We start from the raw sequence: 17873 nt of genomic DNA on the forward strand, positions 1-17873 counted from the left end.
TGGCGATTCCGGCCGCGGTTCTGCCGCGTAGTGGGAATTGTTTAGGTTTTTTTTTGATAACCATCGGTCCTCCGCATGGCATTGAGCGAACAGTAAATCTGCGGTCGTCCCCGATCTTGCCGTCGATCACCTGCGACAGAGCCTCGATCCGCTGCAGAGATCACGCGCGCTCATCGCCACCACGTCAGCAAACCTGGGCAGTATGACATTCGAACTTAGCAGAAACAGAGCACTTTCTATTTGCGGCTACACCCTAGCCGCTACGGAAATTCGAACCGGAAGCCGTGTGGCCTTCCTCACCATCCGTCTTAATGCCAAATGGGACAAGCAGAGCCGCGGCTTCGCCGGTCGGCAGGTCGACAACCGTGATTGCGCTCGCTGCAAGGAAACGCCGCTCGTTTTTGGTAAGGCCTTCCGCATCAAGTACTGCAAAGTGGGGGCCGTGGGAGCGCTTGATGATCTGTCGAGCGTAGATCCGGAGCATTTGATCGTTGAAGCGGCAGCCAATGAAAAGAAAACCGCGATCTGTACGCCGTTCTTTCACCATTTCAGGAATTGGCGTCTGGATATCAATTTCGGTTAGGACTTCCACGTAATCGGAATCGGACACTAGAAAGTTCGAGGCTGGCATAACACTGCCGTGCGGCGCATAGAGGACCGTCTTTGGCGCTGAGACGCGTTCGACGTCTCTCCCGGAGAGATCGTAAGTTTTTGTCCAAATGTCGCCGCCGCCGTTCGCACGCGTGACGCCTTGCATCTCGACGACATCCGTTCGACCGGTCTTCGCGAAAGCCGCACGCATTGTCCCGTCGTACCAGCCGTCGACGATAAGGGAGATCGGCAACGTCGCGAGCCAGTCGTGGAGGGCCGTCGGCGCCACGGGTGCTCCAAATATTTCTGCCATCCAGGTCTGAAGCGTCCGGCGATGCCGTCGCTGTTCAATGAACTGCGCGACTGACCACATATTGCTGCGTATCCTGGAGGGAGCAAGTGTGCGTTTGTTGAGTGCCGCGGAGACGGCTTCCGGGGTGTCCGGTACAGGTGGTTCCGTGGATTGCAGCCGAAGGAGATCCGGACCGAGATAGGGAATGATCCGATCCGCAGCGAGCGCTTCCTGAAGCAGCTTAAGTCTTTTTTCCGCGTCACCGTTGCGAACGATTAGGAGACGGTCCGAGGTCAAGATTGTGTTCATGCTGGTTTCTCTTGTCTGTCGTTGCAGCATCAGTCCTCGTCAGGAATCTTCCTTGCTTGGACGGTGATCGGCAGAGGCGTATCCCGCGATAGCTTGGGCAGGACGAGCCTCCAGCCGTTCCTGAGTGTGACCGTGCCGCCCCACAAGTCATCAGTCTCGACGTCTACGATCGGCTCTTCGAGATCTTTCTTTGGTACGTAAGCCGACAAGCCGGCGCTCGTTCTGCGAATCATTATCTTCATGTCGCTATTCCTTCGTTGGGGGCCCCGCGATTTCAGCAGCGCCGCAAGCAGCGGCGTTGTCTAGGCTCGTCAGTTCACGCGCACGCATGCCGACGATAGTGCCATGTTCGACCCATTCGACGGCATAGATGTAAAACTGCTGGAGAAAGGTGCCGATGTCGCGCACATAGCCTTCGTCGCCCTTCCGCACCAAATTTTCGCCGATGTTTTTGCCAGCATAGGTGCCGTCATTCTTTACGTGAAGTCTGGCCCTCACCCGCTCGCCGGGTATAAATCGTGGAGGCTTGTGGATTTCGACCTCCTGTTCACGTCCAAGGCCCATCGGCGTTCCTCCTTCTGGGAGCTGCAGGATGTCATTGCAGGCGGCTTCTCCGCAGGAGCCCCGACCCATGCTGAAGGTCAAATCGCAGGTGCGGCGGCGACGCAGGTCTTCGGCACGGGACAAACCTCCGCGCATTGCTGCGTTTCAAAGGTGCCCTTGCATTCGGTGCATTTTTCCGCGTCGATAACGTAGATCTCTCCTTTAAACCTGATCGCGCCGGAGGGGCATTCGAACTCGCAGGCACCGCACTGGGTGCATTGGGACGCTATGATCCTGAAGGCCATTTTAAAACTCCTGAAGATGTTGGATTAAGAGCGCTCACGCCGTCGCTGCTTGTGGTTCGACGCCAAACTTGGCGGCGTAGAGGGTGCCGATGGCGGTCTCGATGTAGTCATAGCAATAAGCATCCGTTGCCCGAACCCCGGCCTCCGTGAGCCGATTCTTAGGGCACTCCCCGATCTTGGCGCATAGCACGACGTCAATGCCCTCCAGCGCAGTTATGATGGCGTCGAGGGTGGCTTCCTCGCCCATGCCTCCGAGGCAATACTGTTCAATCCTGCGATGCCCGACGTAGGTGATGCCTCTCGACGAAGCTTCGTATACTTGGAATTCCTTCGCATGGCCGAAGTGCTCGTTGATGCGACCGCCACCCTTTGTCGCGACCGCGACGTGGAGGGACCCGTCGCCGGCTGCTTTGACTGTCTCGATTGCCTCGCTCTTGGCGGTCGCGTGATCGCCGCGTTCGCGCGCGACCACTTCCCGATAGGCCTCGCGCTTATGGGCGTCATAGGTGATCTCTTCTGGAATCGGGTCGAGTGCGAACTCCTGGCCGCGATCATCCCCAAGCAGGCCGACGGCGTCGGCCCTGCACTGCCGACAATGGCGCATCAGCTTTGCGCCGCCTTCGAGACGATCCTGGAGCGCCTTCAATTCGAGCGCCCGCGGGCCGCGCTGTCCGGTCAAGCCGTAGTAGGTGCCATGGGCCGGATCGGAAATAAGCGGCATGACGTTGTGCAGGAACGCCCCCCGCTCCTTGACCCATTTGTTTACCTCGACCAGGTGTTCGTCGTTGACGCCAGGGATCATCACCGAATTGACCTTAGTGAGGATGCCGCGCGCGGTCAGCATCTCCAGGCCCAACATCTGCCGCTCGTGCAGGATTCTGGCGCCTTCGATGCCGGTGTAACGACGGTTGTGGTAAAAGATCCAGGGATAGATCTTTGCGCCGATTTCAGGGTCAACCATGTTGATCGTGATTGTCACATGATCGACATTCATGTCGACAAGTTCGACGACGTGATCCGGCAGCGCAAGCCCGTTGGTGGAGATGCACAGCTTGATGTCGTGGATCTCGCCCGCGAACTCGTTCGAACGTTTCCTTTGTCTTCTTCCAGTCGTAACAGGCATCGCCCGGTCCGGCGACACCCAGCACGGAAAGCTGCGGCACTTCGTTGGCGACGGCAATGACCTTGCGCCGCGCTTGGTCTGGCGTCAACTTTTCCGAGACTACCCCAGGCCGGCTTTCGTTGGCGCAGTCATATTTACGGTTGCAATAGTTGCACTGGATATTGCAGGCTGGTGCGACCGCGACATGCATGCGCGCGAAATAATGGTGAGCTTCTTCTGAATAGCAGGGGTGGTTTTTGATCTTCGCCCAGATAGCCTGGTCCATGTCGGCCGGCTTTGTGGACACGCCACATGACGAGGATGTGCAGCCACTCGGTTTCGCGGTCACCAGCAATTGATCCGAGGATGTCGTGCTGGTCACACTCTCAAGCGAAATCATCGGTGCGGACATTGAATGCTCCGTTGCTAGTTGACGTCGCGTTTCAAAACGCAAAAGCCATGCCATCCCAAGCATTGGATTTCGCTTCAATAATTTGCTTATTGTTGTTCGATTCCGACCGTGTTCTGACACAGATTTGTCGAGCTTTCGACAGTCGACAAAGGAGTTGGCCGAAGCCATAAAACCAGGCATTGAAAATGCGAGAAGGTCCAAACGTCACTTGGACGCTTAAAGCTTTTTCACCTCGATGCGATGCTGGCGTAAAGCATAGCCGACCTGACGTGGCGTAAGGCCGAGGATACGAGCCGCCTTGGCCTGAACCCACCCGGCCTTTTCCATCGCCTCGATCAGCCGGTCCCGTTGCGTGAGGCGCGAGTCCATTGCGGGACAACCGGAACCGTTCGGATCACAGGCCTTGACGGAAGACACCTCGTCCGACGCACCGACGTTCCCGCTCGAGCGCGGCGATGCAGCCGGCATCACATTGCTCCGGGCACGCCCATCGATGGTATTGCCGCTGGGCGACCCGTCGGTTCCTTTCCAGAGGAGCGACGAAAGGCACTGACTGTTCTTGCAGGCAAAATCAGACGAAACGATCGAGCTTGAACGTGCAAGGGTAGCAGTCCTTCGCACGCAGTTTTCGAGTTCCCGGACGTTGCCTGGGAAATAGCATTGCGACATCACCTCGATCGCCGACGGCGAAAACGTAAGCTCGCTTTCGTTCTCCTTGTTGAATCGGTCAAGAAGAGCTTTCGCAAGGCGTGGAATATCGCCGGGTCGCTCTCGAAGCGGCGGCAGGACAATTGGAACTACGCTGATGCGGTAATACAGGTCGGCCCTGAATTCCGCGTTTGCAACAGCCATTTCGAGGTTTTTATTCGTGGCGCATATGAGCCGGACGTCGACCGCAAGCGTCTTGGTCCCGCCCACTCGCTCCAGCTCGCCTTCCTGCAGGACGCGCAGCAGCTTGGCTTGAAAGGCGGGCGAAATCTCGCCAATCTCGTCAAGCAGAAGCGTTCCGCCATTTGCCAGTTCGAAGCGTCCGGCACGCTGCGCGATGGCCCCGGTGAAAGCGCCCTTTTCATGCCCAAACAACTCCGATTCCAGGACGCCTTCAGGCAGCGCGGCGCAGTTCAATTTGACGAACGGCTTGTTTCTACGAGGGGAAAGCTCATGGATCGCCTGAGCAAAAAATTCCTTGCCGGTGCCGCTTTCGCCCCGCAGAAGCACGGTGGAATTCGTCCTTGCCACCACCGAGACTGTTTCAACCACCTGCTGGAGAGCCGGGCTATCCCCGACAATCCCGTCGATTTTGACGGGTGGATGTCGGCCCGGGCGCCCCTTTGCGTGTTGATCGGCTTCTCCGGTCTCTCTTGTTCGCCGATAAGTCGCCGACTCTCCAGGTTCAGGAAGCGATGAAGCCGGATCGTCCGGCTGACCAGATTGGCGACCATGGTCAGAAAGCGAACGTCCTCGTCGGCGGGGAAGGGGGCGGCGTCGTTCCTGACGCGATCGACCGATATTGTGCCAATTATTTTGTTATCGGCTTTTACCGGAACGCCAACAAAAGAAATCGGGACGGTGCCGCTGCTCCAAGGCGGTTGCGGATCAGCCTGAAACAATTCGGACTTGCCAACATCCTTTACAATAAAGGGCATACCGGTTGTCACGATATGGTCGATTACGGCCTTCGGTATAACGCCTCGAGCGGCTGATTGAGAGGGTGGGGGATGTCGCCAGTTGCGGCAATCTCGGGATGACCTCCAGCGTCCAGAACAACGATTGCTCCCTGTCGAATCTGCAGAAAGGAAGAGAGGACGTTCACGACGTTGGCAAGCGTGATCTCTAGCCGGGCGGGGGCAGTTAGGACCTTTGATATCTCGTAGATTCCGCTGCCCGCTTGGCGCATGGGTCCAGCAGGTAGCGCAGATAGGGGCTCCACTCCATCGACCGATCGCGCGGGCATGTGGGTCATTATATAGCCTCGGGTTGTCTAATTTTCTTATAACCCTTGCTTGCATGTATTTATAGTAATTTCTAATGCCAATCCGCAACGCGCACCTCTGCAAGTTTCCGATGCGCCTGTCTGCAAACCCAGTTGGTTCTGAGTCGTTGAGTTGCAAACCTTTATCCGAACTTGAAGAGAACGCCGAAACCGCCTCTCGGATAGTTCCACTCGATATCTCCACTTGCCTCACAGAGTACGCGGCACGTGCCGCACTCCATGCACCCGTCGGCGATAACCTCCACTTGGCCCTGGTCATTCAATTCGTAGCACTTGGCCGGACAGACACCTGTCAGGGCATACAGATTTACGCTCGGCCACTCGTGTGGACGCACCCTAATATGCGGACGTCCGGCATCGACCACATATCGATTTTGGTAAAGCTTGTCCTCTACGCGTATGTTCGTCACTGCAACCGTCATCTCATCTTTCCTTTATCGCCACGCGCGCGCCAAGCGGACCGCATCACCAAACAGCCCCCAGCGCGAGCGTGCCTTGATGAAGGTGGCCGTGGTCGCCCGTTCCTTGTCGATCTTCGGGGTGCCGTCCACTCGCACAAAGTTCTGTGCGGCCTGCGACAGCAATTTTGGATAAGTCGTGAAGAAATTGCGGGAATTGGTGTGCAGCAGGGCAGGCATGTCCTTGTACTTCCGCAAGTCTTTGATGACGAATGAATTTTCAAGCATCGACTTGTAAAGGGAGAGGTGCTCCTTGACCATCGGCTTCTTGCGGTTCTTGATCTGGACGATTGCTTCGCCGGCGATGCGCCCCGACGTCATGGCGAGGTTGGACCCCTCGCGGTGCACCGCATTATTAAGCTGTGCCGCGTCGCCGACGACGACCCAGCCGTCACCAAAAAGCTGCGGAATTGCCTTGTAACCACCTTCTGGAATGAGATGAGCCGCATATTCCTTGACTTCCGATCCTGCGATCAGCGGCTTGACCGAGGGATGGGTTTTGAATTTTTCGAGCAGGTCATAAGGACTTTCCATTGTTGCCGCGAATTCGGAGACAAGGCAGCCAATCCCGATCGAGATCGATTCTTTGTTGGTGTAGAGGAAGGCAAGCCCGGCCATGTTGCGAGAGATCGTGCCAACTGCCTCGATGACGCAGCCTTCATTGGCCTTGAGGCCGAACCGCTGGTCAATCACCTCTTCGGCCAGGAAATGCATTTCCTTGACGGCGAGCGCGACAGTTTCCGGCTTTGGCGTGTCACGCAATCCAGCCCGCGTGCCGAGCAGTCCATTGACGCCCTCTGCGAGAACGACCACGTCAGCAAGGATCACGTCGCCGGCGCGGTCGGTGCGAACGCCAATCACCCTGCCCTTTGGATCTCGAACGAGTTCCGTCACGGTCGTCTCGCATAGAAGAGTAGCTCCGGCCTCGCGCACCTTGCGTGAAAACCATTTGTCGAATTGGGCGCGAATGACCGTGTAGCGATTGGGTCTTGACTCGTTGAAGTCGTCCGACCGGTATTGCATACCGATGTGGGATGAGTCGTCCATCATCCAGAAGCGCTGCTCGACCAAGTGCCGCTCCAGTGGCGCATCATCCCGGAAGTCCGGCAGGATTTTCTCCAGCATGTCCGCGTACATGATGGCGCCCTGCACATTCTTGGAGCCCGGATACTCGCCGCGCTCCAATTGCAGCACCTTCATGCCGCGGCTCGACATCGTGTAAGCAGCTGCGTTTCCGGCCATGCCGGCCCCGATAACTATGGCGTCGAAGTTTTCCTCGGTCATGGGGCGCCCTCAGTTTGCAAGCTTATCGCGACTGTGCGGCGACAGTCGATGGGTGAATAGTTCCGTCAATGACGGCAGTAAACGGATCGCATCGGTGACCACGCCAAGGTGAGCGAAATCAAAAATCGGCGCGTTAGGATCGGTGTTAATGGCTAAAATAAGATCAGCTCCCTCGACGCCAACGCGATGCTGGATGGCGCCGGAAATGCCGGCCGCTATGTAGAGCTTCGGCCGGATAGTTTTGCCAGTTTGGCCGATCTGCCGATCAGCAGGCATCCAGCCCTTTTGGACGAGGGGGCGCGAACAGCCATAATCGGCCCCGATCGTCCGCGCGAGTTTCTTCATAAGCTTCACGTTCTCCATCGCGCCGAGACCGAGGCCTCCAGCAACCACGACATCCGCATAGGCGAGATTCGCCGTCTCCGACTGACCATCAGACAAGAAACCGAGGACCTTAGTGACGATCTCTTCCTCGATCATCGACACTTTGTGTCGAATGACGCGTCCGATCTTATTATTTCCGCGCGGCGGCATGGCCATGACCCTCGGACGAACCGTTGCCATCTGCGGCCGGCAGTTGAGCGTGTAGATCGTGCACAGCAAGGAGCCGCCGAAAGTTGGCCGGGTCGCCGCAAGCGAGCCGTCCGCATCCACATCAAGTTCGGTGCAATCCGCCGTGAGCCCTGTCAACAAGGTCGTCGCCACGGAACCGGCAAGGTCGCGCCCGAGCGTCGTTGCCCCTAAAAGAAGGATTTCCGGTTTGTAGTTAGTAACCAGATCCGTCAATGCTTTGGTGAAGGGCTCGTTTCGATAGTCGGCGAGCAGTGGGGCCTCGATGAGGTAGGCAAGGTCGGCGCCATATGCAAAAGCCTCGGCGACGGCAAACCACGTGGCCTCTTCCGGCGGTCCGAGAACGACGCCGGCAAGCTGGACGCCCAGCTTGTCGGCGAGTTTGCGGCCTTCGCCGAGCAGCTCGAAGGAGACGGGATGGACCTGGTCGCGCTCCAGCTCGATGAAGACCCAAACGTGCCGATGGTCCTTAAACTGATCGGGCAGCTCTTTTTTCATGGCGGCACGGCCAACGGCTGGAGGAGGGCTCTCTCGATTCGTGCTCAACATCGTCGCTCCTTGCCTTTACGCTTCGCCGTCAAAGGCGAGTTCGCTTTCGAGCGCCGGCTGGCGCAAAAAGATCCCAGCGATCAACTCCTCCGCGAGATCGCGCGGCGTTTTTTCCGCGGTATCGATCTGCTCCGCCTTTTCCGGCCGCTCAGGAGGGGCAAAGACCCTCTTAACGACGGTTGGCGAGCCACGCAGGCCGCACTTGGTGAGGTCCTCTATGCCAGCGTCGGCCGCATTCCACTTCACGATCTGGCTGCGCGCGGCCCGTAGCGCGTCATCGAACGAGCCGCGGCGGATTTCGTTTGTGCCTTCGAGCATTGTAATCAGGCAAGGGAGCTTGCTCAACAGCGTCTGCGTGCCCCCTTCCGAGCGGCGCTCCACCGTAATCTCGCGCCCATTGATGTCGACAGAGACGATTTTCGCCACGTAGGTGAGCTGCAGGAGGTCCAGGCGCTTGGCGATGCCAGGCCCAACCTGGGCGGTATCGCCGTCGATGGTCTGTTTGCCCGTAAAGACGATATCGGGCGTACCGAAGGCCTCTCCGATCTTCGCGATGGCTTGCGAAAGAGCAAACGAGGTTGCCAGAGTGTCGGAGCCGGCAAAATGACGGTCGGTCAAGAGTACGGCGCGGTCGGCGCCGTAAGTGAGCGCCTTGCGCAACGCGTCCTCTGCCATGGGCGGCCCCATGGTGAGCACGGTCACCTCGCCTCCATGGCGGTCGCGCAACTGGAGTGCCTCCTCAAGGGCGAACAGATCATAGGGGTTGATGATGGTTGGCACCCCCTGACGCATGATTGTGTTCGTCACCGGATGCACTCGTATTTGTGCGGAGTCCGGTACCTGTTTGATACAGATAACTATGTGCATGGCGGTTTCTTACTCCCTCCCTCTATGGGTGGCCGGCTTGTCAGTACATATGCTTGCGTGCATCATTCGTGCCAACCGTTTGGCATTCGCTATCCCCTTGAAACGGCTTTAATTCCGGCGTTGCTAGCATATGACTGAATTGTAGGCTTCCCGACATTGTCGTGTCGCAACCGTGCTCATTCCTTTTCGAACGGCTTCAGGAAGGAGTCCAACGGGATAATGGTGCGGCCGGGTGTGACAGGTCTGTCCGGATTGTGGTCCCTGAGCACCTTGAAGACCCGGTGCGTGAGCGGCGCGGAGGTGGCGAAATCACAGTAGGCCCTTTCCAGTATGGCACGGGCACGAGCAGCGATTACCTGGTCAGGGAGATGGGAGAAGTCCTCTGCCGCGAGGTATTGGCCCATACGCTTCATGATATGGAGTCGTGAGACATCGAGAACCTTCGGGTCATAGCGGACCCCGAGGGCTGCGAAGAACTCCTCCGCAGCTGAGAGACATTTCAGCCGATTGAGGATATCCTCGACATTGATGGGACTGCTGTCAGCGGAGCAACGGCACATAAGATTTCCCCTTGTCGTGAGCGGTGATCTCGAGACCGTTCTCCCGTAGCTTAAACTGCAACATACGGAATGCGCGGTTCGACGCGGTTTCCCGCAAGGCAGTCGCGTTGCTACTGGAATCGGCATAGGCTGGTGGTCGAAATCGATCCACCGATGGTGTCGAGAGATCCAATAAGATGATGTGGCGCGGGACGCCCTCATGAACACGCATTGGCGGTGAACCGGCGATCTGTGTGACTGAACGAGCCCCAGCTTTTCTCTGATCATTCATACGATGCCGGTGAAGGTTCGCCGTAATGCAGGTCGTATCGGTGAGAAGGAATTGCCGTTTCATGAGCGTGCCTGCTACTACTCCCCTGAACGAACCCGGCTGCTCGTGTCGGCCACGTGGCCGGAACGGGATTGGCTCCGCAGCTTCTCAACGATGCCAGGTAAAACTTCGAGCACCCGGTCGACATCCTCCTCACAGTTATCGCGCGAGAACGAGAAGCGGATTGTTCCGTGCGCCACGGCATGAGGGATGTCCATTGCCCTCAAGACATGGCTCGGCTCCAGCGAACCGGAGGAGCAGGCAGACCCGGAAGAGCAGGCGATGCCATAGCGATTGAGAAGAAGGAGCATACTGTCGCCTTCGACACGTTGAAAGGCGATGTTCGCCGTGTTTGGCAACCTCTTAAGCCGATCGCCGGTTACGAAGGCGCCTGGAACACGCTGGACGATGCCGTTCTCCAATCGATCTCGGAGCGACCTTAATCGGGTCGTCTCGTCGTCCATTGATTTCAAGGCGAGTTCGGCAGCCTTGCCTAAACCTACAATCCCGGCCGTATTTTCTGTCCCTGCGCGTCGGTCGCGCTCCTGATGACCTCCCTTGACCAGTGAGGAGAAAGATACGCCCCGTCTAAGATAGAGTGCGCCGATTCCTTTTGGTCCATGGAATTTGTGTCCGGACAACGACAGCATGTCGATTGCAGTAGGTTGGAGGTTCATTGGAACCTTACCGACCGCCTGGACCGCGTCCGTGTGGAAAAGTGCACCGATCCTCTTGGCCATGTCGGCAAGCTTAGCGACCGGAAAAATGGTTCCCGTCTCGTTGTTCGCCCACATGATCGAAACAATCGCTACGCGATGAGTGAGGGCGTTCTCGTAGGCGTCAAGATCGAGACGTCCATGCCGATCCACTGGGATCCTGTGTACCTTCACGCCGCGCGTCTTCTCCAGATGGCCGCAGAGTGTCAGCACCGCTGAATGCTCGACTGCGGAGGTCACGATCTCTGTGCGCTCAGGCATCACCTCCAGCGCCGAAATGATCGCTGTATTGTCGCTTTCCGTCCCCCCGAGGTGAACACGATCTCATAATCGAACTCGGCGCCGATCAGCGCTTGCAATTGCCGGCGCGCCTTCCTCACCGCCTCGCGGATGGAGGAGCCAAAAGCGTGTGCCGACGAAGGGTTTCCAAACTGATCCGCAAAGAACGGCAGCATGGCTTCAACCACTTCAGGATCGACCCTGGTCGTTGCATTATTGTCGAGATAGATCGCTCTCATGGGTCAATCTCGACTGAGGGGACGCGGTGATAATGCTTCAGCGTCTTGTACATGCTGTTGTTTTCTGGCCTCGGGCAGCCAGCGCGGGCTGGAAGGCGCGTCGCGCGATCTCGTTGGCGTCGATAATGTCGCATCGCCGCTATCAGCAGAAAGGGAGGAACGCTTTGCGCTCGCGCCGTTTCCAATGGCTGGATTCGCCGCGGCGGCTTAACTAGGTGGGTCGTCAGCCTAGCTTGTCGCTGAGAACTGAACTGTTGCAGGCGGCGGCGATTTTTTGCTCCTGCCCGACGCGATTGTCGGCTACAACATCGAGTTCGACCCTGCCAACTTCTCAAGGCCTCAGATTTCTGTTGTGGCGGTCTGATGGTCCTCTTCTGCCGGAACGAGGCTTTCGACGACCAGTACAGTATAAACCCCTGACACGTCTTCGACGGCTTGGACGAGTGTCGTCCGGCTACAGCCAAACCTAGCGAAGTGAGCGACTTGGTCATGAAATCGAGCTTCTTGACACGCACGCTTCTTCGCTCACCCTTCATCGGCACGGAACTGTTTGAAGATGGGGCGTCACCTTCGTAATCCTTGCCCGGATGTCCGCCACGAAATTTTGCTGCCTCAGGATAATCCGTGGATGAGCAGACGTTTTTCTCCGGCAGCAAACAGTCTAAAAAGCCTGCTGTCTCCTGACGGACGGTCCGAGGCGCTCTATCAGCGGGCTTTCGGGTTATGAGTTCGGCCAGCGCTGACGAGGAGGCGGTCGCTGGGTTGCCACGCAAGGACGACGGTGTCACCGAAAACGCTTCCACCTTTGGGTCGACTCCGATGATCAATTCAGGCCCTCTACGATCGGCTGCCCCGGTCTCAATGACGGGATTTTCCTGCATGCCGTCGTTCTTCTGATTGAACAAGGAAATCATGACCGTTTCGCTATAATTCCACATGGGCTCTCTCCCTTTCCCGGTGATCAGCCGAAAGATTTGCCGCATGTGCACTTTTGTTGCGCATTGGGATTGTCGAAGACAAAACCGGAGGATTCAGGCCCCGTCACAAAGTCGATCGTCATGCCCTTGATGTGTGCTTGGGAGCCGGCGTCAACGAACACCTTGACCCCATCTGTTTCGATCACCGCGTCGCCCTGGCCCTGGACGCTCTCCAGCCCCACCAGGTATTTGTAGCCGGCGCACCCACCTGCCTCGACCGCGATGCGAAAGCCTTCCGCCTGCTCGGCTCGGGAAAGCGCGACGTTCATGATGGCAGCGGCATTCTCTGTGAGCTTGATCATGGGATGATTCCTTTCTGTTCGATGGCGCATTTCGGATTACCGTGCATGCACCGTGCCAAGCGGTGAGGAAGACCAAGAGCTCCACCGGCCCGTGTGTTGTATTCCTGCGTCGTCGAACATCGGACATCCCGAAAACGCGTCAACTCCAGAACGTCTGCCCGCGTCTCTCCGTTTGTCATTTCCGGTTGAGGCTCTCGTTGCCGCCGCACCGAAATTTTAGCGGTTCGGCGGAAAATGAATGGGAGCCGACAACTACTTTCAGATTTGTCGATTGCGCGACATCAAAATTCGACACGAGCTTCGTGATTAACCGCTTAGCCGCCAAAGCGCTTGAGCTATGGAACAGACATCTAGTCTTTTCTAGAATTTCTTAAGCAGCCGGCACAACTTTTGAAGCTCCCCGTGACGAGGCTGCGGTCGCCAGCCCATATCAAATCGATCTATGGAGAAGGACCAGAGCATGATGTCACATGTGCCTCAGGTTTGCGGATTGTGGGAAGGGCGTGACCCATGGTACGAAGGCCGTTATCCCTCCGCGGCCGCTAGTACAAACCGTTTCTCCCGCCGGCGTTGCGCGGACGAGGGGATGTTCATCGCCTCGCGATATTTGGCGACTGTGCGGCGAGCAATGTCGACGCCAGTTTCCTTGAGCCTCGCAACGATGCCATCGTCGGACAGCACATTATCGAGCGTTTCTGCGGCAATAATTGCCCTAATCTGATGGCGCACAGCTTCGGCCGAGTGCGCGTCACCGCCTTGTGAGGAGGGGATCGCAACTGTGAAAAAATATTTGAGTTCGAACACGCCGCGGGGCGTGAGAATATATTTGTTCGACGTCACCCGACTTACAGTGGACTCGTGCATGTCGATCGCGTCAGCGATGGTCTTAAGATTGAGAGGCCGAAGATGGGCAATGCCATCTTCCAGAAAGACATCCTGGTGGCGCACGATTTCGGTTGCCACCTTGAGGATTGTCGTGGCGCGCTGATCGAGACTCCGAACCAACCAGCTCGCGTTCTGGAAGCATTCGTTGAGGAACGACTGATCTTTCGAACTTTGGGCGGTTAGGCGAGTAACTTGCGCAAAATAGGTTTGGTTGATCAGTACCTTGGGCAGAACCTCCCGATTAAGTTCGACTTGCCATCCGCCTCCCGGCGAGGGCAGGACGAAGACGTCGGGTATGATGGATTCCGACCCTGCGGACTGGAACTGGTTCCCAGGCTTTGGGTCAAGGGCACGGATTTCGTTCAACATATCGAGAAGATCGTCTTCATCGACCCGGCAACGTCGCTTCAGTGCTCGAAAATCGCGTCGCGCAAGCAACTCGAGATTTGCGACCAGAGCTGCCATGGCCGGGTCGAACCGGTCTCGCTGGCGCAGCTGAATCTCGAGGCATTCGCTCAGACTTCGCGCAAAAATGCCCGGTGGGTCAAATAGCTGCAAAGCCTCAAGAACCAGTTTCACTCTAGCCTCAGGGCTATTTAGCCTCTCTGCTAGCTCCAGAAGGTTCACTTGCAGATACCCAGTGTCATTCAGATGATCGGCAAGCGCGCCAGCAATCAGCCGCTCCTGGGGTGTGAAGGCGGTGAGGGCGATCTGATGGGCGACATGTTCGTGCAATGTCTCAGTCGAGGCGGCGAACTCATCCAGAGAAGGCCTTTCCCCGGCGAAAGGTTGCCTGTGTCGCGGATTGATTTCCAGGGACTCGACAGCTCAGGCATGTCCGTCCTGGCCGGCCCATCAACGTGGTCTTCGCGCGCGCTGATATTTTGATTATCCGCCACAGTCGGCGATACGTCGCCAGAAGCCCCGCTGTCATTCGACGCTAGGTCGAGAAATGGGTTCTTCTCGATTTCCTGTTCCACGAATTGATTCAGTTCGGTGTGCGCTAGCTGCAGCATGCGAATAGACTCGATGAGCTGGGGCGTAATAACCAGCGATTGCTGCTGACGCTGATGAAGGCTTGTAAAGGACTTCATGGTTCGAGCAAACTCCTATCGTTCGGCGCAGGTGTGCGCGACAAGTGGTAGCTGCTGGCCGTTGGCTTCTCTGCTCATGCGAAGGCTGGGGTCTTGAGGCATTTCAAAATGTTTTGCGGTGAAGAGACGCCATACGGATCGGTTGCGCAGTTGTCGCCAAAGCCTTCCTCCTCGAACCACTCCTCCACGACGCCATTATTGATCACGGCAGCGTAGCGCCAGGAGCGCAGACCGAATCCGAGATTGTCCTTGGCGACGAGCATACCCATTTTGCGAGTGAATTCTCCCGAGCCGTCCGGGATAAGCTTGACATTTTTCAGCCCCTGGGCCTTGCCCCAAGCATTCATGACGAAGGCATCGTTGACGGAGAGACAGTAGATTTCGTCAATGCCCTTCTTCTTAAACTCGACATAGAGACTTTCGAAATCGGGCAGTTGGAAAGTGGAGCAGGTGGGGGTGAAGGCGCCTGGCAGGGAAAAAAGGATTACCCGCTTACCGCTGAAATAGTCGTCGGTTGTCTTGTCTTCCCAGCGGTAGGGGTTGGGACCGGATATAGACTCGTCGCGAACCCGCGTGCGAAAGGTGACAATAGGGACCTGCTTTTCCATGGTCATCAATGAAGCTCCTCTAGGAAGATTTATGTGCGGCCTCTCGGTCACGGCTAACAAATCCGACCTCGGCCCACACGCCGGGGAGCAAGCGTCATGCCATTTGACCTGAAGGAACTGGACTTGCGGTCAGCACAGAGCCTTCGTCGCCGTATTCGAGCGCTTGCCTATGCGGGCAAGGTGAATTGTGAAGCCTTTGTCCCGCGCTGACGGCAGGGCGCTGTGTTGGCTACTTCCGACCGCATCTCGATCAGGGTCTCTGCCGCCTACCAGAACTTTAGCATGCTGCCCGCCGATCCGGTCGCGGCGGGAAACGAAGCCGGCGCGGGTCACGGTGTTTGAGGTTCTGCTCGTGCGTGTGTCTACCCGCGCACCTTTTCTTGTCTGAAACTGGACAAGAATGTTTGAGGCCCGACAAAAAGGGGTCGCCAGGCTCGGACCGTGCATCGAAAATGGTGAAACGCAAACGGTGCATAGGCACGCGACTTGCTCCGATGATTTCGTCACGCAGACGGCGATGGCCAATATCGCAGGGCGCGGCGTGAAGAGCTCGCAGCCGCCAATATCGATCGGCTGATGCCGATCGGCACCCGGGTCGCCGTGGCGCGCGATGTAGTCTTTGGCCTACGAGCATATGTTGCTCGGCTGGCGGCGCCGCGGGGCTGAGATTTTGCTCCTCTCACCGCTCGCTGGCGACGCCGGCCGCCGATGGCGATGCCATCTACCTGCCCGGCGGCTATCCCGAGTTGCAAGCCGGCGGCTCCGGGACTAAAAGTTTTGTGCCGGAATGCTCGATGTGGCGGCGCGCGGCACGTCCGTCTGCATCCCGACAATGCGGCCCAGTTCTTTACACTGGCGCCAAGCCGGCCCTGCCAATATGCGGGTGGTAATTACCCGCTGATTTTCTTTGCGAGCGCATCCATGTCGGGCACGGTGATATGCCGGATGTTCTCGATGCGGATGACGCCGCTTTTGCGCAGCCGGGTCAGCTGGCGGCTGACGGTTTCGATCGTCAGCCCGAGGAAATCGGCGATTTCGGCGCGCGATAGCGACAGGTCGAAGGCGGTGCTCGTCGCCGTCGCCGTCTCGGCGTGGGCGGCAATGAGGTGGAGCAGGCTTGCGACCTTCTCCTCGGCGGTCCGCCGGCCGAGCGTCAGCATCCATTCGCGCGCGGCATCCAGCTCGATCAGCGCCTGAGCGTGCAGGCTACGCTGCAATTCCCTGGTCTCCAATATCATGCGTTCGAGCAAATTGCGGGGGAACACGCAGATCTCCGCGTCGGTCGCGGCCTCGGCCGACAGCGTGCTTTCACGCACGAAGGGCCGGCCGACGAAATCGGGGGCGAATTGCAGGCCAACGATCTGCTGGCGCCCGTCCGGCATCACCTTGCAGAGCTTCACCACGCCGCGCATGATGTTCGAATAGAAAGAGTTTTCCGACCCTTGTGCGATGATCTCGCAGCCCGCATCGACCTTGCGGCGCAGCGAGTGGCGGCCGAGTTCGCTAAGCTGGCCAGCCGACAAGGCGCCGCAAACGACGCCGTGCCGCGCCTGGCAGGAACGGCAAGCGACGGAAGTGCCAATCTCGAGAACCTCACTGCGTGCGACGTCCATGTCCTGATCCCTTCGAAAACCGCATATGCCGGGCATGCCGAGACGACTACGCGGTCGTTGCGACTTCGGCTATCCCGATTTCTTCCAGCGCGTCTTTGATGCCTATCAATTTCATTGGGATTGCGATTTGATCCAGATCAAGTCTTCATACCTACGCTCTTGCCGTGCGAGGCAGGGCCGCTTGTGCATTTTATTCGGACGGCATCTTCGCCCCGCCGGCTGGGCGGGCTTTCTGCGGCATCGCCTCCCGTTTCGGCTGACGGCAAAGGCCACCATTCCATTGCTGTTGGGCAACACCCAATCGGCAAATTGCCGCCGCGATGTCCTCTCAGGGTGGCGTCGTCGGGGCTGGTAGAACTGATATCCTGAGGACAGAGGAGTTGCACGCGTCGAGCTGTTCCCGGAATTCGGCCGCTTAGCTCGATGCCGCAATTCAAAGCTACCACACCCTCAAGCTATCCCACTGCATCGCTGTACATCAGCGCATCGTTATGCATCGCGCTGCAGGTCTCTGACTGCCGGCTGTGGTGGCCGGAAAATTAGTCGCGCTTGAATAAATGGTATCCGACACCTGATGTCGGATTTTGTTAGATACGCGACACGGGCCTGAGCAGCCAATCTTTGTTCTGGCTCAAGCTAAATAGCTGGGAAAGCAATCAAAAAAACTTTTTGCCGGCCAAATCAATCAAATTGGCACGAACCTTGGAAGTTCTTGCGGGGCGGCAAGAGCTGTCGGCCGGTACTCATTCTTTGGTGGCCGCCATGGAGCGAATGAAATCAAAATGTATGTTTTGCTCAGATCGCATTCCACCGAAAGAGAGGAACCTCGTGAAATTCGGATGTCGACCGGCAAGCCGGGCGAGACATCTAAGAATTTCGACTTCGGCCAAAACCCAGCGTGAGTTTCGAGCCGCACGACGATCTGATCGCTGCATCGCATGTTATCGGCGCGTCACGCTGCGGAAGTTGGTAGTCTGGCGCTCCACGATTTTTCTCGTTTCCTCTGCGAGGAAAA

The 17873-nt window shown here is 57.5% G+C and carries 13 protein-coding genes and 5 pseudogenes; 1 reads left to right on the plus strand and 17 read right to left on the minus strand.

Going from position 1 to position 17873, the window contains the following annotated elements:
- Window positions 1–253: 253 nt before the first annotated feature.
- The 16 genes and pseudogenes from MF410_RS33000 to MF410_RS33075 form a co-directional block, all read right to left on the minus strand.
- Entirely contained in the window at window positions 254–1192 is a 939-nt protein-coding gene (locus tag MF410_RS33000; RefSeq protein WP_088396960.1) for an SIR2 family protein, read from the minus strand.
- Between the two features lie 29 nt (window positions 1193–1221).
- Window positions 1222–1434 carry a putative nitrogen fixation protein NifT gene (gene nifT, locus MF410_RS33005; RefSeq protein ID WP_007636888.1) on the minus strand — a complete coding sequence of 71 codons (213 nt, stop codon included), beginning with the start codon at window positions 1432–1434 and terminating at the stop codon, window positions 1222–1224.
- Between the two features lie 4 nt (window positions 1435–1438).
- Window positions 1439–1756 carry a nitrogen fixation protein NifZ gene (locus tag MF410_RS33010; RefSeq protein ID WP_007636887.1) on the minus strand — a complete coding sequence of 106 codons (318 nt, stop codon included), beginning with the start codon at window positions 1754–1756 and terminating at the stop codon, window positions 1439–1441.
- Window positions 1757–1833: 77 nt separating this feature from the next.
- Entirely contained in the window at window positions 1834–2040 is a 207-nt protein-coding gene (locus MF410_RS33015; protein WP_082366400.1) for a 4Fe-4S binding protein, read from the minus strand.
- A 34-nt stretch (window positions 2041–2074) separates the two neighbouring features.
- A pseudogene (gene nifB / locus MF410_RS33020) lies at window positions 2075–3554 on the minus strand (nitrogenase cofactor biosynthesis protein NifB).
- A gap of 216 nt (window positions 3555–3770) precedes the next feature.
- Window positions 3771–5451, minus strand: a pseudogene (nifA, locus tag MF410_RS33025) (nif-specific transcriptional activator NifA).
- Window positions 5452–5669: 218 nt separating this feature from the next.
- A complete protein-coding gene (locus MF410_RS33030; RefSeq protein WP_007636883.1) occupies window positions 5670–5969 on the minus strand; it encodes a ferredoxin family protein in 300 nt (99 codons plus the stop codon).
- Window positions 5970–5981: 12 nt separating this feature from the next.
- Complete coding sequence (locus tag MF410_RS33035) at window positions 5982–7289, minus strand: FAD-binding protein (RefSeq protein WP_097622035.1); 1308 nt, start codon at window positions 7287–7289, stop codon at window positions 5982–5984.
- A 9-nt stretch (window positions 7290–7298) separates the two neighbouring features.
- Window positions 7299–8408, minus strand: a complete 1110-nt coding sequence (locus tag MF410_RS33040; RefSeq protein ID WP_097622034.1) for an electron transfer flavoprotein subunit alpha/FixB family protein — start codon at window positions 8406–8408, stop codon at window positions 7299–7301.
- A gap of 15 nt (window positions 8409–8423) precedes the next feature.
- Complete coding sequence (locus MF410_RS33045) at window positions 8424–9275, minus strand: electron transfer flavoprotein subunit beta/FixA family protein (protein WP_097622033.1); 852 nt, start codon at window positions 9273–9275, stop codon at window positions 8424–8426.
- Window positions 9276–9451: 176 nt separating this feature from the next.
- Complete coding sequence (gene nifW, locus MF410_RS33050) at window positions 9452–9835, minus strand: nitrogenase stabilizing/protective protein NifW (RefSeq protein WP_007636875.1); 384 nt, start codon at window positions 9833–9835, stop codon at window positions 9452–9454.
- Entirely contained in the window at window positions 9816–10169 is a 354-nt protein-coding gene (locus tag MF410_RS33055) for a hypothetical protein (RefSeq protein WP_141098819.1), read from the minus strand. Before MF410_RS33055 ends, nifW begins: the two co-directional genes overlap by 20 nt.
- 14 nt (window positions 10170–10183) lie before the next feature.
- Window positions 10184–11379: pseudogene (gene nifS / locus MF410_RS33060) on the minus strand (cysteine desulfurase NifS).
- A 961-nt stretch (window positions 11380–12340) separates the two neighbouring features.
- A complete protein-coding gene (locus MF410_RS33065) occupies window positions 12341–12658 on the minus strand; it encodes an iron-sulfur cluster assembly accessory protein (RefSeq protein ID WP_097622030.1) in 318 nt (105 codons plus the stop codon).
- Window positions 12659–13183: 525 nt separating this feature from the next.
- Window positions 13184–14637, minus strand: a pseudogene (gene rpoN, locus MF410_RS33070) (RNA polymerase factor sigma-54).
- Between the two features lie 74 nt (window positions 14638–14711).
- Window positions 14712–15251, minus strand: a complete 540-nt coding sequence (locus MF410_RS33075; RefSeq protein WP_037080445.1) for a peroxiredoxin — start codon at window positions 15249–15251, stop codon at window positions 14712–14714.
- A 520-nt stretch (window positions 15252–15771) separates the two neighbouring features.
- On the opposite strand from MF410_RS33075, the pseudogene MF410_RS33080 reads away from it, so the two are divergent.
- Window positions 15772–16056 (plus strand): annotated as a pseudogene (locus MF410_RS33080) (cobyrinic acid a,c-diamide synthase); the annotation flags it as partial.
- A gap of 79 nt (window positions 16057–16135) precedes the next feature.
- Here the strand turns inward: MF410_RS33080 and MF410_RS33085 are convergent.
- A complete protein-coding gene (locus tag MF410_RS33085; protein WP_097622028.1) occupies window positions 16136–16858 on the minus strand; it encodes a Crp/Fnr family transcriptional regulator in 723 nt (240 codons plus the stop codon).
- Window positions 16859–17873: the final 1015 nt, after the last annotated feature.

This window comes from Rhizobium sp. C104, assembly GCF_022354505.1.
Lineage (GTDB): Bacteria > Pseudomonadota > Alphaproteobacteria > Rhizobiales > Rhizobiaceae > Rhizobium > Rhizobium redzepovicii.